Below are 23,627 nucleotides of genomic sequence, written 5' to 3'. Positions count from 1 at the left end.
TCAACGATTTCTCATCCGCTGCGTGGTATACTCATATAAGAAAGGAGGGGTACAGATGAACCCTCATGAAGAACTCAATAGCCTATATCTTCGATTGAAAGAGGAAAATCCGTCACTCGAACGTGGCGAATCACTTTGGACGATTTTTGAAGATACGACCGACGATTCACTTCGCCCCTTAGCATTATGGACCTTTTCTCAAAACCAGTTTGATCTCGGACATTTCCGCTCGTTCCTCGTCTCGTTTTCATTATTGATGGACTGGATTCGTAAGGACGAACTGACACTGACACATAAACAGGAGCTTGACCTGTACTGGAACTATAAATCGTATTTGATTTATGCCGCTGAACAAGAAGACGTCTCAATCGCTTTGTTAGAGGCGGATTATGAACGTTTTAGCGACTTTTGTGACGCCAACGGATTTGCGCGGACCCGTGATTATATCGGTTTCATGATTTACAGTAAACTTGGTGACGAAGAACAAGCGGATCAATACTTGGAAGAATGGATTGATGCCCCTTCCGATGAACTGAGTGATTGTCCTTCGTGTGAAGGATTCAGCCGGATGACGTACGCGATTGAACGTGGTTTCGAAGACCGGGCACTTCTATTGTATGCAGCAATCCGACACGAGCGCGGTTGTTCACGGATGCCGGACCAGGCACATCCGTACATCTTGCCATTGTTCATCAGTCGTAAACAGGACCGATTCGATTGGATGGAGAAACTCACACAAGAAGTACGCCGCGTCAAGCCGCTCTTCACAGGTGGCGACGAACCGTATCACCTTTATGCCGAAATGTATTACAACCCGAATTACGTCTGGTCGATGGAAGAGAAAAAACAATTGATTCCGCTTTTGACAGATCGCGGCTACCTTCAGTTCTTACTCGCTCATTACGCAGCCTCTTACCGATCAGCCCGTAAAGAAGAAGCCGGCTATCTCGGATTGCTCCGTTCGAATATTTATGAAATTGCCCAAAGTCTTGACCACCGCATTGACGGTTCCTTCTATCTAGACTTTGTCGAACGTGAACTTAAACGGGTCACACAATTTGTCGGTTGATGCACCACGAAAGGAAGTGTCGTCATGCTTGATCATGTTCAGTTAGCTGCGCCACCTGCTTCAGAAGATGCGACCCGGGCTTTTTATGCCGGGCTATTACATATGAAAGAAGTCGAAAAGCCCGTCGGTGTCCGTGCGACGGGTGGCGTTTGGTTTACAAGTCACGCTGCAGCGATTCACGTTGGCATCGAACAAAATTTTCAGCCGGCTAAAAAAGCACATCCCGGCCTTACGTTTCCCGACTTGGATGGTGTCGCCGAGCGCTTGAATAAAGCCGGTCACCCGGTCACGTTTGACGATCGGCTTGCACCGCGCCGGCGATTGTTTACGGAGGATCCGTTCGGAAACCGGATCGAGTGTATCGAAAGCCAGTTGACGCCGATTACTCCGGATAAACTAAAGGCAGGTTCGCATGTCCGTCTCCTTGCGCCTGCTTCGAGCTTAGCGAGTGTCGATGAAAAAATCATCAATGACGCCATCGAACTGTTAGAAACGCTCGGACTCCGCGTCTCAATCAGTCAACATGCCCGCGCCGTCAATCCGTTCGGTTCGAGCGACCCGGCTTGCCGAATCGACGATTTACATGCCGCTTTCGCCGACAGCGACGTCAACGCGATTCTTTGCGTACGCGGTGGCTTCAGTTCAAACGAATTGCTTGCGGGACTCGATTACGATTTAATTCGGACCCACCCGAAGATTCTTTGCGGTTTCTCTGACATTACGGCGCTCAGTAATGCGATTTTCACAAAAACAGGTCTCGTCACCTACTCAGGACCGATGTTACGGGCACTCAGTTCGCGTGACGCCTATACGCTAGACTACTTCAAAAAAATGTTCTTCGACGTCCAAGTGATCTCCGTTCGTCCGAGCGTCAACTGGCATGACTCGTTTGACGGCCGGACCGTCACGTCGTTGAACGACGGGCACCTCGTTTTAGCGAGTGGAAAAGCGAGTGGTCGGATTCTCGGGGGGAACCTTTGTACGTTGAACTTATTACAAGGAACGCCGTTTTTCCCCGATTTACGTCAAGCCGTCCTTTTCTTAGAAGACGACTACGAAGTCCATCCGGCGACGTTTGCCCGTGATTTTGCTTCGTTACTGGCACAACCGGGCGCTGACGAAATCCGCGGGATCGTCTTCGGCCGGTTCCAACTGACAACGAAGATGACGGAAGAACATTTACGTTATCTCGTCAGTCTCTACCCGCAACTTAAAACAATCCCCGTCATCGCGAATGCGGATTTCGGTCACACGGAACCTTTATTTACGTTCCCGATTGGCGGGATCGCCGAGCTTGACCATGATCAAATCACGCTGAACGCGAAATAAAAAGAAGGAGTCGCGGCAATCCGCGTCTCCTTCTTTTTTTAATAGTCGAGCAATCTCGAAGCGTCGATTTGGCGCTTCGATCCATCGGCGAACATTTCAAGTGTCGCGAGGATCTGATGATCTATAAGGTCATATTTCACTAATGTAAAATCTTCAAGAGTCGAGATCGTCTTAAACGTCTTCCCGACGGTAAATGCCCGCTTGCGACTGGCATCAAAAGCAGGAATTGTCACGAATACGACCGTGATTTCCGTTCCACTCGTATCATAATAAAATTCGACGACGCGACCGTCTGCTGTCTCGGGTAAGTTCCCCTTTTGCGGTCGTCCGGATTCATCTAATTGTACATATGGCTGTAACATCTCTTCTCCTCACTTTCTCCGTCATTCATCATAGCATGAGAAAACCATTTATGCTAATCTATAAATGATGTTGAAAGGGGGATGAGTCACGGATGGCATGGTTCATGAACGGAATTTTGCTCTGGGGCTTTATCATGATTACACTAATGGCGATTGGCGGCTTCTTCATGTTCCGGAAGTTCTTAAAAAAACTCCCGAAAGAAGACGGCAAATCGATGATGGATTGGGAAGATGAGTACATCGACCAAACACGACACTTGTGGACGGACGAGACAATGGAGTTATTGAATGCCCTCGTCATGCCTGTTCCGGCGGCGTTTCGTGACGTCGCACGGCGGAAAATTGCCGGACGGATCGGTCAGTTCGCACTTGAAGAACGTGCATCGGTCATGACGTCAGAGCTTGTCGTCAAAGGATATATTTCAGCGACTCCAAAACGTGATCATAATTTTTTGAAAAAAGCCTTAAAAGAACACGCAATCGATTGGCGTGAATACGAACTCTACTTCCAACGTTAATGATGGCAGAATCAATCCACTTTGAGTGAACGAGATTCTATATGATGGATTCAAAAAATGACCGCTTTGTCCAGTAAATCGGACAAGGCGGTCATTTTTCATGATTGTGGTAAATGTTCGACGGGAACAATCCCCGACTTAACTTGTTTGTACTTCAGATACATGGCGATCCGCCACGGGACGATCATTCCGAACGCGACGAGATAGAAAATTCCACCTGTCTCAAAAATATCGATTTGACCCCCGATCATAAATTTTGCGACCGTCCGTACGAGTAAGATTCCGAATAAGACGATAAAAAATGCTTTTGAACGTTGCAAATAAATTTGACCTTCTGCTTCATAAAAATTTGACGTCTTAATCAAGAAGACACTGAAAATCATCCCGACAATCAATGCTTCTGCGACCTCCGTCCATGTCAGACGAGATGCCGGGTATAAAAATTGCAACATCCCGGTCGACATCGCGAACGGAGGGATTAAAATCTTTTTGGCATTTGTCGGTTTCGCCGACGCCTTCACCCGTATGAAGCTGATGAGTAACCCCATCACGAGCGCGCCCCCTGTTGATATCCAAATCATCTCATCACTTCCTCGATTAAAATCCTGTAAATCCAACGATATCACTCATCCAGGCCGCAAATTTACTCAAGCCATTGAAATACAACATGACCCCGAAGACCATCATCAAGGCGCCACCGAATTTCGTCATCTTGAGACTGTACTGGACAAGGAGTTTCGAACGTCCAACAAAAAAGGCCATTAATAAGAAGGGAATCGAAAATCCAAGGACATAAAACAGCATGTAGAGCATACCTTGGCTCGGATTCGTCGCCGCTAGACCGATGACACCAGCAAGGATTGGACCTGTACATGGTGTCCAGCCTGCCGCAAATCCGATTCCGACGAGGACTGTACCGATGTAACCGCCCTTGCGTTCACCAAGATTCAATTTTTTTTCACGCATCAAGAACGTCGGCTGCCATAAACCGACTAAGACGATCCCGAAGACGAAAATCACGAGGGCCCCAACCATCCGTAATGTATCGCGATACGTGATGAAGACGTCCGCAAAGAGTGACGTCGATAATCCAAGGACGACGAATACGAGTGCGAACCCGACTAAAAAGGCGAGTGTATGGAAAAGTGAACGTCTTTCCCGGACACCTTTTTCTTTTAAATCCGTTACAGATACTCCGGTAATGTACGAAAGAAATACCGGATACAACGGTAGCGTACAGGGAGACACGAATGACAGTAACCCTGCCCCAAATGCTAACCACAGCGAGAGCTCCATTTCAGCAGCTCCTTTCTATAAGAAGAAGTTCTTCTCTATTTTGCCAAACTCCGCATCATTTAGCACCTATTATCTCACAAAAGATAAGAAAGATTCGTGACTTCTCAAATTACAAAAAAATTACATTTACTTTATCTTACTAAAATTTCGTTGCACTCCGAATAATCACTTGCTAGAATATGGATACGACACCAATGTAAGGGAGACTGCTATGACAAGCCAACAATTACTGACCTTAGCAATTGAAGCAAAACGAAGCGAACTGTATCTTCAAGCAGATCGGTCTAGTTTCACCTCCCCACATGTATTGAAGCTCAGTCATGAACTCGATCTGTTATTAGTCGAGTACACACGGATTATGCAAACTTATGCCGTTGGCTCTTCAAATGAGCGGCTCCTCACATAAAACGAAAATTCAATGCAGTCATTTCGTGGCACCTTCCATTAAGTGTACTTGTTTGATCACTAATCCTTTTTAAGCAAACCCTCTTTCCATTCAGAGGGTTTGTTTTTGTTCAATCGCTTTTTCATTGTCATGCCCTCCTTCTTCTCTCAAACTTCGCCTCCGGTTTGATTAGAAGATGGTTCAACTTATTTTTAGACAAGGGATTGATTCATGACTTTTGTACATTACAATCGCTTCCGTTTATTCTTTATATAGGCATAAAGACTTATGAACCTAATTAAAAACCATGCTTTATGACCTACTAATGACAAAAACACGCTTTTTGCAATCTGTTTGTCACACTGACCTCTTTTGTAACTTTAATGACATTGACCTGTAAACGCACTACCCGGTTTCGGGGTGTAGAGTAGGAACAGTAAACACAGCATATGTCAGGAGGACATCAATAATGAAAAAAGCAGTTTTCGCTGCAGGACTTGCAGCAACGGCTCTATCAGTAGGATTCGCCCAAGAGACAGAGGCTGCCTCAGAGACGGTAAAAGTAGACACAGCAGTACTCAACGTTCGCACAGCACCTACAACAGCATCAGCAGACGTAGGTAACGTATATAAAGGGCAAACTTTAAATGTCGAAGGACGTTCTGGTGCATGGATCAAAACAAGCATCAATGGCCAAAAACGTTATGTACATGGCGCATATACTACTGCTGCCTCATCATTCGACTTTAAAAAAGCTACAGTCACTACGGCAGTATTAAACGTTCGGACACAACCTACTACGAACTCGAAAGATGTAGGTAACTTGTATAAAGGTGAAACAGTAAACGTAGAAAGTAAAGTCGGTTCTTGGATTAAAACAACAATCGATGGTAAAACGCGCTATGTGCATAGTGCTTACACTACACTTTCTGGTTCTACTGCTTCGACTTCAGCAGCTCCAGCTCCTAAAGCAGAAGCAAAACCAGCAGCTAAGCCAGCACCAAAACCAGCGGCTAAACCGGCTACTGCAACTAAACAAACGACTTCAGCGAAGTCTGGTACTAAAGTGACGATGAACGTAAGTGCATACACGAACGATCCATCAAGCAACGGTAGCCAGCTTTACAACGGTCGTGCATTGACTGCTAGCGGTTATGATGTAACAAACACGATCACGTACAATGGTATGCGTATCGTAGCAGCTTCTTCACAATACCCGATCGGCACACGGATGCACATTTCAGGTATCGGTGAAGCAATCGTTCTCGACCGTGGTGGCGCAATTCAAGGTAACAAACTTGACCTTCTCGTTGGTTCACAACAAGAAGCCATCAACTGGGGACGCCAAAACGTCACAGTAACTGTCTACTAATTAAAAAAAGTAACAGCAAAACCTGCCGGGCGAGATCGCCTGGCAGGCCTTTTTGTGTGCATTTACGTAATCGAAGTCACATGACCCGACTGTAATTGATACATTTTTTTATAGAGTCCGTCTTTCGCAATCAACGTTTGATGATTTCCTTGTTCGACGACTTCCCCTTGATGTAACACAAGAATCAAGTCGGCGTCCTGAATCGTCGATAACCGGTGAGCGATTGCAATCGTCGTCCGCCCTTCCCGCATTCGTTTCAATGCCGTCTGGACTTTCTCTTCCGTCTCCGTATCGATTGAACTTGTCGCTTCATCCAAGATTAAGATTTTCGGATCACGCGCCATCGTTCTTGCAAATGAAATCAATTGCCGTTCCCCGGCTGAAAACGTTGCCCCGCGCTCGGCGACCGGGCTATCGTATCCCTCGTCAAGTTGGTGAATGAAACCATCCGCCTGAACGAAACGGGCCGCCTCTTCAACGGTTCCGAACGAAATCCGATCGTCAAACAACCGAATGTTATCAGCGACACTTCCCGTAAAGAGGAACGAATCCTGCAGGACAAGTCCGACGTGACGCCGTAATTCATCTTCCGGTAACTGTTCGAGCGGCTTTCCATCAATTAAAATTCGTCCCGACTGATAGGCATAAAACCGCATTAAGATGTTGATGATTGAACTTTTCCCGCTTCCCGTCTGACCGACAAGGGCAATCGTCTGTCCTTTTTTCGCTTCAAAGGTAATCCCTTTCAAGACTTCCGTCTCTCCATCATAACTGAACCGCACGTCTTCAAAGACGATATGTCCATCCGTGACGCTCGCTGCACCAGGCAACCCTTTCGTCGGTTCCGGCTCATCCGTATCGAGAACCTTAAACACACGGTCGGCCGAAACAATCGCCTGTTGAAATTCAGACAACCGTTGCATGATTTGTTGAACGGGTTGGAAAATGCGTTCAAGATAACTGATGAAGGCATAGACGACACCGACTTGAACCGTCTCCGTAAATGATAAGAACCCAAAGTACGTGACGAGTGTCGCGATTGAAAGCGCCAGCATCAGTTCAATGATTGGACGAAGTAACCAACTGTCGAGCTTTAAGTTTTTATAACGACCATTTTGGTGGGCGACGTTCGTCTCTTCAAATTCCGCCATCAATCGTTTTTCTTGGCGGAATTGCTGAATGATCGCCATCCCGTTGATTGATTCATTTAACTGCGCATTGATTTTCGATAACAAATCGCGGACTTCTGCATAATATTTCGTCGAGTACTTGCGGTAGATCCAGATGACGAAATAAAATACAGGCAGTAGGACAAGTGCGATTGTCGCAAGCGTCGGGTCCAAGAAATAGAGGAAGATATAAGTTCCGATTAATTGGACACCACTTTGGACAAACGTCGAGAGGACGCCGATGTAGAGTTCCTTGATCGCTTCCGTATCATTCGTGATCCGCGAGACTAAAACCCCAGCCGGTGTCCGGTCAAAGTAAGCGAGTCGCAGGTGCATGACGTGACGAAACACATCAATCCGTAAGCGCTGAATGACTTTTAACGCGATTTTTTGAAATTCAAATGCTTGCAAATAATCGACGATAATCCCTGTCGTATGCAAGATGAGGTAGGCACTAAATAATAAGGCGACTTCCTGGACTGGATAATTGCCAGTCGTGACATAGTTGTCAATGAAGATTTTAACTAAATAAGGTCCTCCGAGTTTCGCACCCGTCGTGACCAATAAGAGAAGGAATGCCAGAAAGACTTGTTTCTTAAAGGGACCGACAAACCGAAGCAGACGCTTCAAGACGTCTTTTTCATTGATATCATGATTCAAACGGTCCACCCCCTTGTTCAACTAATGATTCGAGTTGTTGATGGTCATACGTTTCTTTATACCAGCCTTTTCGCCGCAACAATTGTTCATGTGTCCCCCGTTCGATAATCCGTCCCGCGTCGAGAACGATGATTTCGTCCGTATGGGAAACGGCCGACAAACGATGGGCGACGATGATTTGCGACTGTTCGTTATCAGCTGTCCGGAAATGATCGATGATCGCCTCTTCTGTCTTCGCATCGACGGCCGATAACGCGTCATCGAGCACTAAAATCGGACAGTCGGCGAGTAACGCCCGGGCAATCGAAATCCGTTGTTTTTGTCCACCGGATAACGTCACGCCGCGTTCTCCAACCATCGTCGCGTAACCTTCTTTAAAACCAAGAATATCGTCATGGACAGCAGCAACACGAGCTGCTTCCATGATTTGTTCCATCGAAGCGTCCGGTTTCGCAAAAGCGATATTGTCCGCAATCGATGCTGAGAACAAGAAATGGTCTTGCGGGACGACGGCGATCTGCTTCCGGACCGTTTCGCGGAGGAGTTGTTTAATATCTTGCCCTCCCATTCGAATAGCCCCTTGTTTGACATCATATTCGCGGGTTAATAACCGGACAAACGTCGACTTCCCAGCACCTGTCCGCCCGACGATTCCGAGCGACTTTCCAGGCTCGAGTGTGACATCAATCTGTTCGAGAACCGGCTGTGTGTCATAGATAAAACGGTCAATCGCGATATCGAGTCGTGGTGAATCGACGGTCGTCACCGCTTCCTTCGCATCTTTAATTTCCGGCTCCACGGCAAGCATCCGTTCGATTCGATCATACGAAGCACGTCCTCGTTCGACGATATTGAATAACCAGCCGAATGCAAGCATCGGCCACGTCAAGAGACCTAAGTATGTAGTGAAGGCGACGATGTCACCGATCCGGATTTCCCCTTGTTGTAACAAATATGCTCCGTACCCGACGGCGATGATATACGATAAACCGACGAGTCCAAAGATCGTTGGATCAAACAACGCATCAATTTTCGCGACACGACGGTTTTTTTGAACGACATCGTCCGATAACGACGTGAATGTCGTCACGTCCGACTCGACTTCACCCGTCGCTTTTAAAACACGGACGCCACTGATACTTTCTGCTACTTTGTCATTCAAGTCAGAAAAGGCTTCCTGTGCATCATGAAAACGGGAATGCAGCATCTTTCCGTAACGCGATGTCAAGTAGACCATCAACGGCATCGGCAGAAGGGAAACGAGCGTCAGTTTCCAACTGATTGTCGTCACCATCATGACAACGACAAAACCTCCCATTGTCACAGAATCGACGAGCGTCAAAATCCCTGCCCCTGCCGTCATTGAAACCGCTTGGACATCATTCGTCGCATGCGCCATTAAGTCTCCACTTCGATATTTCTTATAAAACGATTGGTCTAAATCTGAAAAGTGACCATAAAGCTGACTCCGCAACAACCGGCCCAGCCGGATCGATGCGCCGAAGATGTGAAAACGCCAAAAGTAACGGATAACGTAGGTCGAGACTCCGATCAACACGAGCACCCCGGCGAGTGTAAACAATCGCTCTTTCGTCAATGTACCGTCACTTAATCCATTGACCGTCGTCCCGATGACTTTTGGTGGAATCACTTCGAGACCTGCGACAAAAATCAAACAAATGATGCCGATGCTATATGCTTTCCATTCAAGTCGGAAAAACCAACTTAATTTCTTGAAGACTCCCATTCAAGTCTCCCCCCCTTTTTCAAATCAATTGAGTATTTTAAATAGTCTCACATTTTAGATTAGCCATCTTTCCAGTAAATAGCAAACAAAAAGGAGACCACAAGGGTCTCCTTTTGAAACTGCTTATTTTTTAGGTGATTTCATCGAACCACTCATTGAACGCATCACTTGGTTGACTTTCTTTTGTGATGGCTTTTGACCCATTTGCATCATCAATGTCTTAATCATATCTTCGTTGATTGGCGGGTTTTGCTCCAAATAGTTCATCATGTATCGACGAGCGATATAGAAACCAAGGGCGACACCTGCTACCAAGCAAAGAAGGGCAATTAAAATCCAAATCCATGTAGCCAAGTTGCTTCCTCCTCTAACTTAAAACGTCGCTTTTTACTATACTATAATTCTAACCGTTTGCATAGATAATGCATGAAAAAGGTGCGCATGAACGCGCACCTGTTCCACTTATCCGAGTTGCTTGACTGTTTCCAAGATATTTTCGACAGACATGCCGTACTCTTTTAATAGAAGGTCTCCTGGAGCTGATGCGCCGAAACGATCGATTCCGATGACTTGTCCTTCTGTTCCCACGTACTTGTACCAACCGAGTGACGCGCCTGCTTCGATCGCAAGACGTTTCGTGATCCGTTTTGGTAAGACAGATTCTTTGTACTCAGCTGTTTGCGCTTCGAACAACTCCCATGATGGAAGTGAAACGACCGCAACCTTTTCACCCAGTTGTTTTTGTGCTTCGACGAGCAAGTGAACTTCTGAACCCGTTCCCATCAAGATTGTATCTGCTGTGTTTACGTCACCTGCGATGACATAACCACCCTTTTCAGCACCTTCGACTGTCGTGCCTTCAAGTTCAGGTAAACCTTGACGTGTCATAACGAGCAACGTCGGTTTGTTTTTCGATTGAACAGCTGTTTTCCAAGCGGCAATCGTTTCTTTTCCGTCTGCCGGACGATAGACCGTCAAGTTCGGCATCGCACGGAAACTCATCAAGTGTTCGACTGGCTCGTGTGTTGGACCATCTTCTCCTACTGCGATCGAGTCATGCGTCAAGACGAAGATTGATTGAATCCCCATCAATGCTGCAAGACGGACTGCCGGGCGCAAGTAATCTGAGAAGACGAAGAATGTCGCACCGTAAGGGATGACGCCACCGTGAAGTGCCATTCCGTTAACAGCTGCTGCCATCGCGAACTCACGGACACCGAACCAAATGTTACGCCCGCTTGGATCGATATCGAAGTCAGCTTCGCCTTTTAGCATCGTGTTGTTCGAACCAGCTAAGTCAGCTGATCCCCCGAAGATTGATGGAATGTTTTTCGCAAGAGCGTTTAAGACTTCCCCACTCGTCTGACGTGTCGCTTTTTTCGATGTCAGATCATATGTCGGAAGATCTGCTTCCCAGTTGCTCGGCAATTCATTGTTGATCGCTTGAACAAGCTCAGCGTGCAATTCCGGATGTGCTGCTTTGTATTGCTCCATTTTTTCCGTCCATGCTGCTTCTGTATCAGCGCCACGTTTTTCGATGCGCTCCTCGAACAAGTCTTTGACTTCTTCCGGTACATAGAATTCTTCATGATCCCAAACGTAGCTTGCTTTCGTCAACTTGATTTCCGCATCGCCGAGTGGTGCACCGTGTGAAGCCGATTTCCCTGATTTGTTCGGCGAACCGAATCCGATAACCGTTTTGACTTCGATCAATGTCGGTTTTGTTGTTTCCGCTTTCGCCGCGTCGAGTGCTTTTGAAATCGAATCGATATCCGTTCCATCTTCAACACGGATGACTTGCCAGTTGTATGCTTCAAAACGTTGTTGGACGTTTTCAGAGAATGACTTGTCCAAGTCGCCATCTAACGAGATATCGTTTGAATCATACAGGACGACGAGTTTACCAAGACCTAAATGTCCTGCGAGTGAAGCCGCTTCTGCAGAGACACCTTCCATTAAGTCACCGTCTCCGCAAATGCCGTATGTGAAGTGATCGACGACGTTTAAGTCGTCACGGTTGTATTTCGCTTCGAGGTGACGTTCTGCCATCGCCATACCGACGGCCATCGCGATGCCTTGTCCGAGTGGACCAGTCGTCGCATCGACACCTGCTGTGTGACGGTATTCCGGGTGACCCGGTGTTTTTGAGTTCCATTGACGGAATGACTTCAAGTCATCCATCGCGAGGTCGTATCCTGATAAATGGAGGAGTGAGTAGAGAAGCATTGAACCGTGTCCTGCTGAAAGTACAAAACGGTCACGGTTAAACCATTCTGGATTTTTAGGGTTGTGGTTCATATGATCCGCCCATAATGTAAATGCCATCGGTGCTGCACCCATCGGCATTCCCGGGTGGCCCGAGTTCGCTTTTTGTACTGCATCAATTGATAAGGTACGAATCGTATTTACTGCTAATAATTCTACTGTTGTCATGTTCGTCAAAACAATCATCCTCTCTCTTTTTCACAAATTCTATATCATTTTAGCACACACAGAAATGTGATACAACTTTTCTAAATAGTATGTCACATTAAAATGAATGCGCTCTCTATTGCCCTTTACAAGCGACTTTCATGATACACATTACTGATTTTCCCATTAAAAAAGCTACCTCGCTCACGGATTGAGCGACGCAGCTTTCGTTCATACAAAACTTGCTTACTGTTTATTGCGTTCTTCTTCTTGTGCTTGCTTCAATTTTTCAGGCGTAACATCCGTTCCTTCTTCATCAACGATTTTGATGCCCATCATTTGATTTTTGAACGAACCACGAAATGCTTCTAAATAGGCCGTTCTTAATTCTTTTTGTTCCGCCGTCTCAGCTTCCGTTAACGGTTCGACTTTTGATTTATTGGCAAGTTCATTAATTCGATCGAGTTGTTCTTGTGATAACATAATATCCCTCTTTCTCTTTGACTCAACGCGGAGCACTTTAATAGTAACCTTACTGTAAAAGACCCGAAAAAAAAAAGCAAGTTTGTCGCGTCAAGATGACACAACACCTGCTTTCATTCATAAGACTGGACAACTTCTTTATATTCAAGATAACGCCGGTTGACCGTCGCTTTCGAAATATCATGCCCCATGCCGCGTAAGGTCGTCGCGATGTCAGCAAACGTCAAACCAAGTTCACGTAATCGAACGATTTCTTCAATCGGGACTTCCTTTCGACTGCGGCCGGCATTCTCGCCTTGCCGATTGAGATTTTGTTCGGGTCTAAAACCATTATCGACAGCCCGTCGCATGCCGCGTGCGATTTTTGCATTGTGGAGCTTACGCTGGTATTCCTCAACGAGTGAAACGATTTCGAGGACCATCGCTTCCGCATCTGCCAGTTTGTATTCACCGTCTGACTCCATCGTCATCAACTGGACATCATGTTTTTTGAACGTATGCAAAATCGCGATTTTGGCGTTTCCTCTTCCGATTCGTGTATCGTCCGTCACGAGCACCGCTTCCACCAGATGACGCGTTACATAATCAAGAACGGTCAACATCCCTTCTCGCTCTACATCATAGCCACTTTCTTTTTCGACGATGATATCTATGATTTCAAATCCTTTTGTTAAAGCGAGTCCCGACAGTTCTGCTCTTTGCCGCTCCAGTGAGCTCTCTTGTGCTTCTTTTTCCGTCGAGACGCGACAGTAGATTACTACTTTCATCGTACCTCACACCCCTGTTCGTTCATTCAACAACTTTTATATTCTGTCATTGTTGTGCGATTGGTACAACGATTTTGTCTTTCGAAATGACATGTTTTGTTTCGAGTTCATTGTTCTTGATCAGCCAGTCGATGTATTCCTGGTTCGTCATCGAACCATCATTGTAGACTTCTGCAACTTGTTCGACCGTTACGTTCTCATCGACCGTGACTGACGCCGTGAGTAATCGGTGGACCTTTTCATCCGGTCGTGGTGTTAAAAGAAAAAGAATGAAAGCAAAACTGAGCGTATAAAACAGAATTGAAAAGGCATGAGTACGAATAGAATGAATCATCATGAATCCCTCCAAATAGGTTATTAGAATAAATGTTCTCGGAACAATTGTTCGCATAATCTATAATAAACACAGAACCAGTGTTCGGTCAATACAAAAACATCGAACAATTGTTTGTACGCTCATTTGTTCTATGTTATAGTAATTCTAGAAACATATATTCCTAAATCCTAAAAAAAACCAATCCGGAAAGAGGTGGCAATTCGTATGCGGAAAATGTCTAAACGTCAACAAGAAATCCTTGACTACATCATCGCTGAAGTGAAGTTAAAGGGCTATCCACCTTCAGTTCGCGAAATTGGTGAAGCTGTTGGTCTTGCTTCAAGCTCAACGGTACACGGTCATTTGGATCGTCTAGAAAAACGTGGACTGATTCGCCGTGACCCGACGAAACCACGCGCGATTGAAATATTGCTTGATAAACCTGAAGAAATCAACGAAGCGATCGTCCATGTCCCCGTTATCGGCAAGGTAACTGCCGGACTTCCGATCACTGCGATTGAAAACATAGAAGAGCATTTCCCACTCCCTGCACATTATGTAGGAAATGAAACCGTCTTTATGTTGACGATTGATGGCGAATCGATGATTAATGCAGGTATTCTTGATGGCGATCGTGTTATCGTGCGTCAACAAAACACAGCAGAAAACGGGGAGATTGTCGTTGCGATGACCGAAGATAGTGAAGCGACAGTCAAACGGTTCTTCTTAGAAGATCAACAGGTACGTCTTCAACCAGAAAATGACTCGATGGACCCGATGTATTTCGATAACGTGTCGATTCTTGGCAAGGTCATCGGCGTTTACCGGACGATTCACTAAGAGAGGGACCAGCTAAGCTGGTCTTTTTTCATGCCTTCTGGAAATGTACATGATACGGTCAACTCCGTTGCCCTAACGGGATATGTTGTTTATTCGGTCGCAACGAACCAAACGGATTGGCTCCCGACCGCTGTCGGAATCGCCGTCGGGACCTTATGGCTTTCGCCCGACTTAGACTTAAAATCGGAACCTTACTATCGTTTTGGCCCTTTGCGTGTCCTTTGGATGCCATACGTTAAAATTATGCCGCACCGCTCCATCTGGTCGCATGGCTTAATCATCGGAGATGTCATCCGCCTACTCTACAGTGCCGCTTTATTGATTCCGCTACTCTTTTTAGCCTTCTATAGTGAAATCATCCAAGCAAGCACGGTCGACTCATTGATTGACGTCATGCCTGCTTTTATTATCGGTGTGATGACCGCAAGTACGATTCATATCATCCTTGATCATACGAGTAGTTGGTTCCGCCCTAAAAAGAAACGAAAAAAACGTCGATCCTGACTTTTTCCATTCAATCATGGAAAAAGTCTTTTTATTATCCAATTCTAATTTTTTTAAACCTAAATATTGAAAATTTCGATTCCTATATTTCAATTATTTGTATTGAAAACGTTATCAATTCGGGTTAGGTTTAAATAGAAAGGCATTATTCGCTTTAATCCAAAGGGAGGGTTTTTGCATGAGTAATTTTATTAGTGAGATGATGGGAACATTGATTCTCGTCCTACTCGGGGATGGCGTCGTCGCCGGTGTCGTTCTGAAGAAAACCAAGTCTGAAAATGGTGGCTGGATTGTCATCACGCTCGCTTGGGGTCTCGCCGTTATGACCGGTGTTTACGTCGCGGCATCCAGTGGTGCCCACTTGAACCCAGCGGTTACTTTGTCGCTCGCGCTCAATTCTGACTTACCGTGGGCAGATGTACCTATCTATATCGCTGCTCAACTTGTCGGAGCATTCCTTGGCGCAGTACTCGTTTGGCTTCATTACATGAAACATTTTGAAGCGACAGAAGATCAAGCCGCAAAACTCGGTGTCTTCGCGACAGGTCCAGCAATCCGTCATACGGGATCAAACTTAGTATCTGAGATCATCGGGACATTCGTTCTCGTCTTTGGTATCTTGGCGCTTGGAGCGAATACGTTTGCAGACGGACTCAATCCATTGATCGTCGGTCTCCTCGTAGTCGTCATCGGTCTTTCGCTCGGTGGTACGACGGGTTATGCAATCAACCCTGCCCGTGACCTTGGTCCACGTATCGCCCACGCGATCTTACCGATTCCGGGTAAGGGATCATCAGACTGGGGTTACTCATGGATTCCGATTGTCGGACCAATCATCGGAGGCGCAATCGCCGTCTTCATCTATCAACTGCTATTTTGATTGAGCATTAGGTATCTTAACTATTCAAGGGGGACTCACAGATGGAAAACAAGTATATTTTAGCACTCGACCAAGGAACGACAAGCTCACGCGCCATCATTTTCGATCATGATGGTCAAATCGTCAACTCTGCTCAACGTGAATTCAAACAATACTTCCCACAACCAGGCTGGGTCGAGCATGATGCAAATGAAATCTGGGGTTCGATTTTAGCAGTCATGGCGGATGCACTCGGAACGGCTGACATCAAACCGAGTCAAATCGCGAGCATCGGAATCACGAACCAACGTGAAACGACAGTCGTCTGGAACAAGGAAACGGGAAAACCAGTTTATCATGCCCTTGTCTGGCAATCGCGTCAAACGGCCGACATTTGTGATGAGCTAAAAGAACAAGGACTCAATCAAAAATTCCGCGATAAAACTGGCTTACTCATCGATGCCTACTTCTCAGGAACAAAAGTCAAATGGATTCTAGATAACGTCGATGGTGCACGTGAGCAAGCAGAGAACGGGGAACTGCTCTTCGGTACAATCGATACGTGGCTCGTCTGGAAGCTCTCAGGTGGAAAAACACATATCACAGACTACACGAATGCCTCACGGACACTCATGTACAACATTTACGAACAACAATGGGATGACGAGTTACTTGAAATCCTGACAGTCCCTAAATCGATGTTGCCAGAAGTCCGTCAATCAAGTGAAGTCTATGACAACACAGTCCCGTATCACTTCTTCGGCTTCGAAGTTCCAATCGCCGGCATCGCCGGTGACCAACAAGCTGCCTTGTTCGGTCAAACGTGCTTTGAACCGGGCGAAGGGAAAAACACATACGGTACAGGTTGCTTCATGTTGATGAATACGGGCGAAAAAGCCGTTTCTTCAGACCACGGACTCTTGACGACGATCGCTTGGGGCGTCGACGGCAAAGTGGAATACGCACTCGAAGGTTCAATCTTCGTTGCCGGTTCTGCAATCCAGTGGTTGCGTGACGGTCTCCGAATGTTGAAAAATGCAAAAGACTCAGAAGGCTACGCTTTGAAAGTCGATTCAACAGACGGCGTCTACGTCGTTCCTGCTTTCGTTGGTCTTGGTGCACCGTACTGGGATAGCGACGTTCGCGGTGCCATCTTCGGATTGACACGCGGGACGGAAAAAGAGCACTTTGTCCGCGCAACACTCGAGTCACTCGCTTACCAAACTCGCGACGTCTTGACAGCGATGCAGCAAGATTCCGGCATCGAACTGAAAACGTTACGCGTCGACGGTGGTGCCGTTGCCAACGACTTCTTGATGCAATTCCAATCGGATATTCTCGGTGTTCCAGTTGACCGCCCGGAAATCAATGAGACGACGGCACTCGGTGCAGCCTACCTCGCTGGACTCGCTGTCGGCTATTGGAAAGATAAAGCTGAAATCAAAAAGCAGTGGAAACTCAACCATCAATTCACACCTGAAATGAAAGAAGACGATCGCGAAAAACGTTATGCCGGATGGCAAAAAGCGGTCGAAGCGACAATGGCATTCACACCGAACAAAAAAGCAGCCAACGCAAACGTCTAATCGAACAACGATGACTTTTGCACCACTCTATTAAAAAGAAGCGATTTCGATATCACTCGAAATCGCTTCTTTTTTTGTCTTTGACCTCTTAATTCATACAACTTCTCAATCCACACCAAAGAACTCCCCTCTAAGCGAACAGGCAGATACCTGACTTAGAAGGGAGACGGTCTTACGCGAATCATTTAGGCGAATTCATTTTTCAATCCGTCAACGACTTCAGTCAGTGACTTCGATTGACCACTTAAAACAGCCGCGAGGAATGCCCCTTCGACGAGCGGCGCCTCGACAAATTGGACCGTTTTATCACCGCTATACAGTTCAAGGGCCAACTCCGTATTCATTGTTGCAGAACCGATATCCGTCAAGATGACACCGTCATCGTCGAGCGCATTCAACGTCTCTTCAATGCGCGAAGCATCTGTCCCGATGCTTCCATCCGCTAAACCGGCCGCTAGCAGGATTGGTGTATCCGGTGCCATTTCGGCAAGCAGTTCCTTTAGACCAGTCGCCAGTTTTTCACTGTGTGAAACGAGAATTACATTAACCATGTAGCACCTCCACGATTTCTTGTAACAAGAGTGCACTCGATAAAGAACCTGGATCTTGCACGCCGACTGTCGCGTCTCCAAAGTAGGAAGCCCGCCCTTTCGTCGCGACACGTTCTTTTGTATCACGGAGCGCTTGTTCGAGTGCAGCGTTTAAATCCGCCTCTTTGCTCAAGGCCTCATGGAAAGGTGTCCAAATGTCGACCATTGTTTTCTGACCGAATTCAGACTTTCCACGCATCTTGATGCCTTCCGTCGCTTCAACAAAAGCTTGTGCCAGTTCTTGCCCTTCCACTTCTTTTTTCCCTTTAAAGGCTCCGGCGAACTTGACGAACGCTGTTCCGTATAACGGACCAGACGCCCCACCGACCGTCTTGATTAACGTCATCCCAACTTGTTTTGACAAATCACCTAAATCTTCATACTCACCATGTGCTTCTAGTTCTTTTTGGACGGCTTGAAAACCACGTGACATGTTAATCCCGTGATCACCGTCGCCGATTTCACGATCAAGATCGGTCAGTTCATCTTTATGGGCTTCAATCTGTGCTGCTGCCTTCAGTAAGCTTTCACGAAACTGTTCTGTCGTTAACTTCATTTCAATCCACCTCTTCTATTTCTTTTAAAAATTTTTAGTTTGATTAAAAACCGATTGCATTCGTTTTTGCGTCAAGGTAACCGACGAGCTCGTCGTCGACCGGAAGTAACGTAATCGAGAAACCGTGCATCTCAAGCGATGTCATATAGTTTCCAATGTATGGACGGACGATGTCGTAGCCTTTTGCTCGTAATTGTTCCGCGACATACTTGTAGGTGATGTAGAGTTCCGATTCCGGCGTTCCACCCATACCATTGACCATGACAGCGACTTTTTTGTCTGTTACTTCTGCTGTCAGTCGGTCGAGCAGTTCCGTGACGATTGCTTCAACGGACGCAACCGGTTTCCGGTCGATTCCTTTTTCACCATGGATTCCAATTCCGATTTCCATCTCATCTTCATGTAAGTCGAAACCAGGTTTTCCGCTTTCCGGCATGTAACACGGTGAAAGTGCCATCCCAATCGAACGCACGCTTCCGATGACTTTCTCGGCAATTGCTTTGACTTCAGCAAGCGACTTGCCTTCCGCCGCTGCCGCACCAGCAATTTTATGGACAAAGACTGTACCCGCGACACCGCGGCGATCTTCTTCTTTTTTGATGGCGATGTCATCCTTTACGACAACCGTCTCGACTTCGATATCTTCAAGTTCTGCCAGTTCCTTCGCCATATCAAAGTTCATGACGTCCCCGGAATAGTTTTTAACGACGAGAAGTACGCCTTTACCAGCGTCTGCTGCCTTGATCCCTTCAAGGACCATATCTGGTGTCGGCGAGGTGAAGACCTCTCCACAAACTGCTGCAGCTAACATCCCGTCACCAATGAAACCAGCATGGGCTGGCTCATGCCCACTGCCGCCACCCGAAACGAGGGCAACTTTTCCGTTCAGTGGTTCTTTTCGTTTTACGACATTGACGCCGTCGACTTTCGCATATAAATCCGGATGAGCTAAAACGAGACCTTCCACCATATCTGATACGAATCGGTTGGCATCTTGCATTAATTTATCCATCTTGAACGCTCCTTCGTCTAACGAATTTTTGCACTACCACTTAGTCTTTACCACAATTCAAGCAAACTTATGTCAAGAAAACATATGAAAATATTGACCACTTAGTGTCCATTTTTGAGTACGGATGCTATGCTCATCTTACATGTCAAAAAAGGAGGAATTGTATCGTGTCTTCTTCATTCCAAGCAGGAATCAAAGCCTGTTTACCAACTGTTCTCGGTTATATCGGAATCGGCTTTTCTGCCGGCATCGTCGGTCGTGCCTCCGGTTTATCCCCTCTTGAAGTCGGATTCATGTCCGTCTTCATTTACGCCGGTGCCGCCCAGTTCATCATCACAAGTCTTTTATTATTGAATAGTCCCGCTTCTGCCATCATCCTGACGACGTTCATCGTCAATCTCAGGCACTTATTGATGAGTCTGACGCTTGCACCGCATGTTGAGACCCGGCATATCCGTGATCGGATCGGCGTCGGGACATTACTGACAGATGAGTCGTTCGCTGTCGCGATGAATACTGCGCAAAAAGGAACGCTTTCCCCGTCTTTCATGCACGGCTTGAACCTGACTGCGTATCTCAGCTGGATCGTCGCAACTGTTCTCGGAGCACTCGTCGGCAGTTGGTTCCCTGATCCGGAGCGCTTCGGTCTCGACTTTGCCCTGACGGCGATGTTCATCGGCTTATTGTACTTACAGTTCGAAGGAGAACGTTCCCGCATTGCCGTGAACAGTTGCCTCTTACTGATCGTCTTACTATTGCTTTACATAACCATGCGCTACTTTTCTCCAGAAGTCGCCGTTCTTTGCGCGACGCTCGGTGGTGCAAGTATAGGAGTCGTGATCACACGATGGAAATCCGTCCAGAATTAATCGCTCTTTTTTTAGCTTGTGGACTCGTCACTTGGATTCCACGCGTCTTACCGTTTCTTGTCCTTCATGGACTGACGTTACCACGCCTCGTAACGGAATGGCTCTCCTTCATTCCGGTCTGCCTGCTTGGTGCCCTCTTTTTTCAAAATCTACTCATCGCGCAAGACGACGCGTTTCCGACGATTTCGACGCTTCATGTCTTCGCAGCACTACCGACGATGGCGGTGGCAATTTTCAGCAAAAGTCTATCCTGGACGGTCGTGACCGGTGTCGTCACCATGGCATTTCTACGATTGTATCTGTAAGCACTTCATTCATCTTTAACATGTTTCGATGCATCCTTTGTGTTATCTTTAAAATAGAAATTAATGGATAGTGAAGGAGGTCCTGATGTGCCGAATAAGCAGTTTGTATCCTATTTGATATTGCTGTGCGCGATTTTTCTGATCGCGAGTCAAATGGATATCCCCTATATGCTAAAACAAGGACTGGTCGCGTTGTACGTCGTCGCCTATTTCGGCGCGATGGTTGTTTCTCGCAAAATGAAAGTCAGGGCTCACAAACAATGACTCGAAAAAATCTCTTCTGGTCTTGAGAGACTGGAGGAGATTTTTGTGTTCACGTATTTGCTTGTACGTCCTGATAATCCGATTGATGTTCAAACTCTTTTTTCGCAAACGGACATAACGGCAGTAGCTTGACGTTAACTTCCCGTGCCCAGTTGACGATTTCGGCAACGAGTTGTTCGCCGATTTGCTGGTTCCGGTGCGCGGGATCGACATACGTATGATCGATGATCCACATGCCGTTGTTCGTGTCGCTGTAGGTGATTTCTCCAATCACTGCACCTTCCTGATGCGCTTCGATTTTACGTTCTGCTCGTTTCAGTTCCATTTGCTTCCCTCCGTTCATAAGATAAAGCACCACTTGGACAGCCATCAATCACACGCATGACTTCTTCTGCTCCCGCACGGTTCGCTTCAATCCATAGTCATTTTTTGACATCGAACACGCTAGGCAGGCTCTTGACGCAGTGACCGGAATGAATGCACACTTCTGGATCAAAGTAGACAGTCACGTCTTTTCCCTCATAGCCTTTCTTCATATGGAACGCCTCCTTAGTATATTTTTCTATTCCCTAAATAGACGCATGCACCTTTCGAAAATCAAAAAATTAATAAAATCACAAAAATGTAAGCATCCATCAATTGAATTCTCACAAAAAACGCCCGAAATAAATTCAGACGTTCTCAGGCTGTAGATAAACTCTAATGAAAGGTTTATACCGATATGCTTGCGTGTTGCACTTTCCTGTCTCGTCTCATCTTCAAAACGGCTGCACGACGGTCTAAAAAGCATCTCTCTTCCATTGACTCCTACGGGAAAAAGTGCGTTTTTAACGCACTGTCAGAGGCAGGCAAGACCCTGCTCATTGTCCGAGAGGATAAAGGAGCAACGGCTTGCGCCTCGCCCGAGGAAAGCAACGGAAAAGAGAGATGCTTTTATCACTTTATGTTGCTTTGTCCACACGCTAAAAAACGCCCGAAATAAATTCGGGCGTTTCCAGTAGACTTAGAACAAGACCATGTACTGATCGCGTTCCCATTCCGTGACTTGTGTCCGGAACATATCCCACTCGATTTCTTTGAGCTCAACGAAGTGTTCCGCGATGTGATCGCCGAGTGCGTGCATGACGACGTCATCTGCTTTGAGTACTTCGAGTGCATGGCTGAGTGTTGATGGTAAATCATCGATGCCGTTCGCAACACGTTCTGGTTTGTCCATGACGTAGATGTTACGGTCGATTGGTGCAGGTGCTTGCAAGTTGTTTTTGATTCCGTCAAGACCTGACGCAAGCAATGTCGCAAGTGCAAGGTACGGGTTAGCCGCCGGGTCAACTGAACGAACTTCGATTCGAGTTGAAAGACCACGTGCAGCAGGAACTCGGACGAGCGGTGAACGGTTACGGGCTGACCATGCGACGTAGCAAGGTGCTTCATAACCAGGAACAAGACGTTTGTACGAGTTGACTGTCGGGTTACAGACAGCTGTAAAGGCACGAGCGTGCTTCAGGATACCTGCTGTGAAGGCGCGTGCATCGTCAGAGAGTTGCATGTTGCTGTTCTCTTCGTCGAAGAAGACGTTTTCGTTTCCTTTGAAGAGGGACATGTTCGCATGCATACCTGAACCGTTGACACCGAAGAGCGGTTTCGGCATGAATGTCGCGTGCAAGTTATGTTTCGCAGCAATCGTCTTAACGACGAGTTTAAACGTTTGGATGTTATCGGCAGTCGTGATCGCATCCGCATATTTAAAGTCGATTTCGTGTTGACCCGGTGCGACTTCGTGGTGTGACGCTTCGATTTCAAAGCCCATGTTTTCGAGCTCGATGACGATTTCTTTACGGCAGTTCTCACCGAGATCGACAGGTGCGAGGTCGAAGTATCCACCTTGGTCGTTTAATTCAAGTGTCGGGCGACCGTTTTCATCCTTTTTGAAGAGGAAGAATTCCGGTTCTGGTCCGACGTTGAATGAAGAGAAACCAAGCTCTTCCATTTCTTTAAGTACGCGTTTCAATTGACCACGTGGATCACCTGAGAACGATGTGCCATCTGGATTGTGAATGTCACAAATGAGACGTGCGACTTTACCTGTTCCATCTTCAGTCCATGGGAAGACAACCCATGTATTTAAGTCTGGGAAGAGATACATATCTGATTCTTCGATCCGGACGAATCCTTCAATCGACGAACCATCGAACATCATCTTATTATCAAGTGCCTTCTCCAATTGACTTACTGGAATTTCAACGTTCTTGATTGTACCGAGGATATCTGTGAATTGTAGACGAATAAACCGTACGTCCTCAGCTTTAGCGATTTTCATAATGTCTTCTCGTGTAATGTTGCGGCGTGTCATGTAACAG

The 23,627-nt window shown here is 46.6% G+C and carries 27 protein-coding genes and 1 pseudogene; 12 read left to right on the top strand and 16 right to left on the bottom strand.

Annotated elements, in window-relative coordinates:
* The first annotated feature begins 55 nt into the window (after positions 1–55).
* Both KNQ02_RS07555 and KNQ02_RS07550 read left to right on the top strand, forming a co-directional pair.
* Complete coding sequence (locus KNQ02_RS07555; RefSeq protein WP_029333318.1) at positions 56–1,069, top strand: hypothetical protein; 1,014 nt, start codon at positions 56–58, stop codon at positions 1,067–1,069.
* A gap of 24 nt (positions 1,070–1,093) precedes the next feature.
* Positions 1,094–2,398 carry a VOC family protein gene (locus KNQ02_RS07550; protein WP_214807765.1) on the top strand — a complete coding sequence of 435 codons (1,305 nt, stop codon included), beginning with the start codon at positions 1,094–1,096 and terminating at the stop codon, positions 2,396–2,398.
* Positions 2,399–2,436: 38 nt separating this feature from the next.
* On the opposite strand, the gene KNQ02_RS07545 is transcribed toward KNQ02_RS07550, so the two are convergent.
* Positions 2,437–2,760: a hypothetical protein gene (locus tag KNQ02_RS07545; RefSeq protein ID WP_029333315.1), complete on the bottom strand. Its 324-nt coding sequence runs from the start codon at positions 2,758–2,760 to the stop codon at positions 2,437–2,439.
* Between the two features lie 92 nt (positions 2,761–2,852).
* Here KNQ02_RS07545 and KNQ02_RS07540 point away from each other — a divergent pair, with 92 nt between their 5' ends.
* A complete protein-coding gene (locus KNQ02_RS07540; protein WP_088836766.1) occupies positions 2,853–3,278 on the top strand; it encodes a DUF2621 family protein in 426 nt (141 codons plus the stop codon).
* Positions 3,279–3,376: 98 nt separating this feature from the next.
* Here the strand turns inward: KNQ02_RS07540 and KNQ02_RS07535 are convergent, their stop codons facing one another.
* Positions 3,377–3,859 carry a CcdC family protein gene (locus KNQ02_RS07535; RefSeq protein WP_214801149.1) on the bottom strand — a complete coding sequence of 161 codons (483 nt, stop codon included), beginning with the start codon at positions 3,857–3,859 and terminating at the stop codon, positions 3,377–3,379.
* A gap of 16 nt (positions 3,860–3,875) precedes the next feature.
* Positions 3,876–4,574 (bottom strand): cytochrome c biogenesis CcdA family protein, encoded by a 699-nt coding sequence (locus tag KNQ02_RS07530; RefSeq protein ID WP_214801146.1) that lies wholly within the window; start codon positions 4,572–4,574, stop codon positions 3,876–3,878.
* Between the two features lie 211 nt (positions 4,575–4,785).
* Between KNQ02_RS07530 and KNQ02_RS07525 the strand changes: the two genes are divergently transcribed.
* Positions 4,786–4,980, top strand: coding sequence for an aspartyl-phosphate phosphatase Spo0E family protein (locus KNQ02_RS07525; RefSeq protein WP_029333310.1), 195 nt, complete (start codon positions 4,786–4,788; stop codon positions 4,978–4,980).
* A 448-nt stretch (positions 4,981–5,428) separates the two neighbouring features.
* Entirely contained in the window at positions 5,429–6,331 is a 903-nt protein-coding gene (locus KNQ02_RS07520) for an SH3 domain-containing protein (RefSeq protein ID WP_088836764.1), read from the top strand.
* 62 nt (positions 6,332–6,393) lie between these two features.
* Here KNQ02_RS07520 and KNQ02_RS07515 read toward each other — a convergent pair whose 3' ends face one another.
* The 7 genes from KNQ02_RS07515 to yneA form a co-directional block, all read right to left on the bottom strand.
* Complete coding sequence (locus KNQ02_RS07515) at positions 6,394–8,160, bottom strand: ABC transporter ATP-binding protein (RefSeq protein ID WP_214801143.1); 1,767 nt, start codon at positions 8,158–8,160, stop codon at positions 6,394–6,396.
* The gene (locus tag KNQ02_RS07510; protein ID WP_214807762.1) at positions 8,150–9,907 is read right to left on the bottom strand and encodes an ABC transporter transmembrane domain-containing protein; all 1,758 of its coding nucleotides are present in this window, start codon (positions 9,905–9,907) and stop codon (positions 8,150–8,152) included. Before KNQ02_RS07510 ends, KNQ02_RS07515 begins: the two co-directional genes overlap by 11 nt.
* Before the next feature lie 123 nt (positions 9,908–10,030).
* Positions 10,031–10,261, bottom strand: coding sequence for a YneF family protein (locus tag KNQ02_RS07505; RefSeq protein WP_012370001.1), 231 nt, complete (start codon positions 10,259–10,261; stop codon positions 10,031–10,033).
* A 108-nt stretch (positions 10,262–10,369) separates the two neighbouring features.
* Positions 10,370–12,358 (bottom strand): transketolase, encoded by a 1,989-nt coding sequence (tkt, locus tag KNQ02_RS07500; RefSeq protein WP_088836762.1) that lies wholly within the window; start codon positions 12,356–12,358, stop codon positions 10,370–10,372.
* Between the two features lie 207 nt (positions 12,359–12,565).
* Positions 12,566–12,802: a DUF896 domain-containing protein gene (locus KNQ02_RS07495; RefSeq protein WP_029333302.1), complete on the bottom strand. Its 237-nt coding sequence runs from the start codon at positions 12,800–12,802 to the stop codon at positions 12,566–12,568.
* 113 nt (positions 12,803–12,915) lie between these two features.
* Entirely contained in the window at positions 12,916–13,569 is a 654-nt protein-coding gene (locus KNQ02_RS07490) for a YneB family resolvase-like protein (RefSeq protein ID WP_214807759.1), read from the bottom strand.
* Positions 13,570–13,615: 46 nt separating this feature from the next.
* The gene (gene yneA, locus KNQ02_RS07485) at positions 13,616–13,903 is read right to left on the bottom strand and encodes a cell division suppressor protein YneA (protein ID WP_214767387.1); all 288 of its coding nucleotides are present in this window, start codon (positions 13,901–13,903) and stop codon (positions 13,616–13,618) included.
* Positions 13,904–14,110: 207 nt separating this feature from the next.
* On the opposite strand from yneA, the gene lexA reads away from it, so the two are divergent.
* The 4 genes from lexA (at position 14,111) to glpK (ending at position 17,674) form a co-directional block, all read left to right on the top strand.
* The gene (gene lexA / locus KNQ02_RS07480) at positions 14,111–14,725 is read left to right on the top strand and encodes a transcriptional repressor LexA (RefSeq protein WP_029333297.1); all 615 of its coding nucleotides are present in this window, start codon (positions 14,111–14,113) and stop codon (positions 14,723–14,725) included.
* A 30-nt stretch (positions 14,726–14,755) separates the two neighbouring features.
* Positions 14,756–15,229 carry a metal-binding protein gene (locus KNQ02_RS07475; protein ID WP_088836760.1) on the top strand — a complete coding sequence of 158 codons (474 nt, stop codon included), beginning with the start codon at positions 14,756–14,758 and terminating at the stop codon, positions 15,227–15,229.
* A gap of 178 nt (positions 15,230–15,407) precedes the next feature.
* Complete coding sequence (locus KNQ02_RS07470; RefSeq protein WP_088836759.1) at positions 15,408–16,109, top strand: MIP/aquaporin family protein; 702 nt, start codon at positions 15,408–15,410, stop codon at positions 16,107–16,109.
* A gap of 41 nt (positions 16,110–16,150) precedes the next feature.
* Entirely contained in the window at positions 16,151–17,674 is a 1,524-nt protein-coding gene (gene glpK, locus KNQ02_RS07465; RefSeq protein WP_088836758.1) for a glycerol kinase GlpK, read from the top strand.
* Positions 17,675–17,859: 185 nt separating this feature from the next.
* On the opposite strand, the gene dhaM is transcribed toward glpK, so the two are convergent.
* From dhaM to dhaK, 3 genes are read right to left on the bottom strand one after another with little or no spacing between them, the layout of a single operon-like run.
* On the bottom strand, positions 17,860–18,225 hold the full coding sequence (dhaM, locus tag KNQ02_RS07460; protein WP_088836757.1) for a dihydroxyacetone kinase phosphoryl donor subunit DhaM: 366 nt from the start codon (positions 18,223–18,225) through the stop codon (positions 17,860–17,862).
* The gene (gene dhaL / locus KNQ02_RS07455; RefSeq protein ID WP_029333286.1) at positions 18,218–18,820 is read right to left on the bottom strand and encodes a dihydroxyacetone kinase subunit DhaL; all 603 of its coding nucleotides are present in this window, start codon (positions 18,818–18,820) and stop codon (positions 18,218–18,220) included. The genes dhaM and dhaL overlap by 8 nt, the downstream gene beginning before the upstream one ends.
* A gap of 43 nt (positions 18,821–18,863) precedes the next feature.
* Entirely contained in the window at positions 18,864–19,832 is a 969-nt protein-coding gene (gene dhaK / locus KNQ02_RS07450) for a dihydroxyacetone kinase subunit DhaK (RefSeq protein WP_214807756.1), read from the bottom strand.
* Between the two features lie 167 nt (positions 19,833–19,999).
* On the opposite strand from dhaK, the gene KNQ02_RS07445 reads away from it, so the two are divergent.
* The 3 genes from KNQ02_RS07445 to KNQ02_RS07435 all read left to right on the top strand — a co-directional run bounded on the left by KNQ02_RS07445 (position 20,000) and on the right by KNQ02_RS07435 (position 21,270).
* On the top strand, positions 20,000–20,701 hold the full coding sequence (locus tag KNQ02_RS07445; RefSeq protein ID WP_214807753.1) for an AzlC family ABC transporter permease: 702 nt from the start codon (positions 20,000–20,002) through the stop codon (positions 20,699–20,701).
* The gene (locus KNQ02_RS07440) at positions 20,680–21,006 is read left to right on the top strand and encodes an AzlD domain-containing protein (RefSeq protein WP_088836755.1); all 327 of its coding nucleotides are present in this window, start codon (positions 20,680–20,682) and stop codon (positions 21,004–21,006) included. The genes KNQ02_RS07445 and KNQ02_RS07440 overlap by 22 nt, the downstream gene beginning before the upstream one ends.
* Positions 21,007–21,093: 87 nt before the next feature.
* Positions 21,094–21,270 (top strand): hypothetical protein, encoded by a 177-nt coding sequence (locus KNQ02_RS07435; RefSeq protein WP_157898466.1) that lies wholly within the window; start codon positions 21,094–21,096, stop codon positions 21,268–21,270.
* Positions 21,271–21,319: 49 nt separating this feature from the next.
* Here the strand turns inward: KNQ02_RS07435 and KNQ02_RS07430 are convergent, their stop codons facing one another.
* From KNQ02_RS07430 to glnA, 3 genes and pseudogenes are all read right to left on the bottom strand, one after another.
* Positions 21,320–21,595: a GNAT family N-acetyltransferase gene (locus tag KNQ02_RS07430; protein ID WP_088836754.1), complete on the bottom strand. Its 276-nt coding sequence runs from the start codon at positions 21,593–21,595 to the stop codon at positions 21,320–21,322.
* A pseudogene (locus tag KNQ02_RS07425) lies at positions 21,570–21,806 on the bottom strand ((4Fe-4S)-binding protein). The gene KNQ02_RS07430 and the pseudogene KNQ02_RS07425 overlap by 26 nt, the downstream one beginning before the upstream one ends.
* Before the next feature lie 467 nt (positions 21,807–22,273).
* The gene (gene glnA, locus KNQ02_RS07420; protein ID WP_088836751.1) at positions 22,274–23,620 is read right to left on the bottom strand and encodes a type I glutamate--ammonia ligase; all 1,347 of its coding nucleotides are present in this window, start codon (positions 23,618–23,620) and stop codon (positions 22,274–22,276) included.
* Positions 23,621–23,627 lie beyond the last annotated feature (7 nt).

The sequence above is a fragment of the Exiguobacterium sp. s102 genome (assembly GCF_018618635.1).
In the GTDB taxonomy this organism is placed as follows: Bacteria; Bacillota; Bacilli; order Exiguobacteriales; family Exiguobacteriaceae; genus Exiguobacterium_A; species Exiguobacterium_A oxidotolerans.
The sequence above is the reverse complement of the archived record's forward strand: the minus strand, read 5'-3'. Positions and strand labels throughout refer to the sequence as shown.

Bases quoted from the DNA above. Each gene is read 5' to 3' on its own strand.
- KNQ02_RS07555 (WP_029333318.1), top strand. From the start codon at position 56: ATGAACCCTCATGAAGAACTCAATAGCCTATATCTTCGATTGAAAGAG.
- KNQ02_RS07550 (WP_214807765.1), top strand. From the start codon at position 1,094: ATGCTTGATCATGTTCAGTTAGCTGCGCCACCTGCTTCAGAAGATGCG.
- KNQ02_RS07545 (WP_029333315.1), bottom strand. From the start codon at position 2,760: ATGTTACAGCCATATGTACAATTAGATGAATCCGGACGACCGCAAAAG.
- KNQ02_RS07540 (WP_088836766.1), top strand. From the start codon at position 2,853: ATGGCATGGTTCATGAACGGAATTTTGCTCTGGGGCTTTATCATGATT.
- KNQ02_RS07535 (WP_214801149.1), bottom strand. From the start codon at position 3,859: ATGATTTGGATATCAACAGGGGGCGCGCTCGTGATGGGGTTACTCATC.
- KNQ02_RS07530 (WP_214801146.1), bottom strand. From the start codon at position 4,574: ATGGAGCTCTCGCTGTGGTTAGCATTTGGGGCAGGGTTACTGTCATTC.
- KNQ02_RS07525 (WP_029333310.1), top strand. From the start codon at position 4,786: ATGACAAGCCAACAATTACTGACCTTAGCAATTGAAGCAAAACGAAGC.
- KNQ02_RS07520 (WP_088836764.1), top strand. From the start codon at position 5,429: ATGAAAAAAGCAGTTTTCGCTGCAGGACTTGCAGCAACGGCTCTATCA.
- KNQ02_RS07510 (WP_214807762.1), bottom strand. From the start codon at position 9,907: ATGGGAGTCTTCAAGAAATTAAGTTGGTTTTTCCGACTTGAATGGAAA.
- tkt (WP_088836762.1), bottom strand. From the start codon at position 12,358: ATGATTGTTTTGACGAACATGACAACAGTAGAATTATTAGCAGTAAAT.
- KNQ02_RS07495 (WP_029333302.1), bottom strand. From the start codon at position 12,802: ATGTTATCACAAGAACAACTCGATCGAATTAATGAACTTGCCAATAAA.
- KNQ02_RS07490 (WP_214807759.1), bottom strand. From the start codon at position 13,569: ATGAAAGTAGTAATCTACTGTCGCGTCTCGACGGAAAAAGAAGCACAA.
- yneA (WP_214767387.1), bottom strand. From the start codon at position 13,903: ATGATTCATTCTATTCGTACTCATGCCTTTTCAATTCTGTTTTATACG.
- lexA (WP_029333297.1), top strand. From the start codon at position 14,111: ATGCGGAAAATGTCTAAACGTCAACAAGAAATCCTTGACTACATCATC.
- KNQ02_RS07475 (WP_088836760.1), top strand. From the start codon at position 14,756: ATGCCTTCTGGAAATGTACATGATACGGTCAACTCCGTTGCCCTAACG.
- KNQ02_RS07470 (WP_088836759.1), top strand. From the start codon at position 15,408: ATGAGTAATTTTATTAGTGAGATGATGGGAACATTGATTCTCGTCCTA.
- glpK (WP_088836758.1), top strand. From the start codon at position 16,151: ATGGAAAACAAGTATATTTTAGCACTCGACCAAGGAACGACAAGCTCA.
- dhaM (WP_088836757.1), bottom strand. From the start codon at position 18,225: ATGGTTAATGTAATTCTCGTTTCACACAGTGAAAAACTGGCGACTGGT.
- dhaL (WP_029333286.1), bottom strand. From the start codon at position 18,820: ATGAAGTTAACGACAGAACAGTTTCGTGAAAGCTTACTGAAGGCAGCA.
- dhaK (WP_214807756.1), bottom strand. From the start codon at position 19,832: ATGGATAAATTAATGCAAGATGCCAACCGATTCGTATCAGATATGGTG.
- KNQ02_RS07440 (WP_088836755.1), top strand. From the start codon at position 20,680: ATGGAAATCCGTCCAGAATTAATCGCTCTTTTTTTAGCTTGTGGACTC.
- KNQ02_RS07430 (WP_088836754.1), bottom strand. From the start codon at position 21,595: ATGGAACTGAAACGAGCAGAACGTAAAATCGAAGCGCATCAGGAAGGT.
- glnA (WP_088836751.1), bottom strand. From the start codon at position 23,620: ATGACACGCCGCAACATTACACGAGAAGACATTATGAAAATCGCTAAA.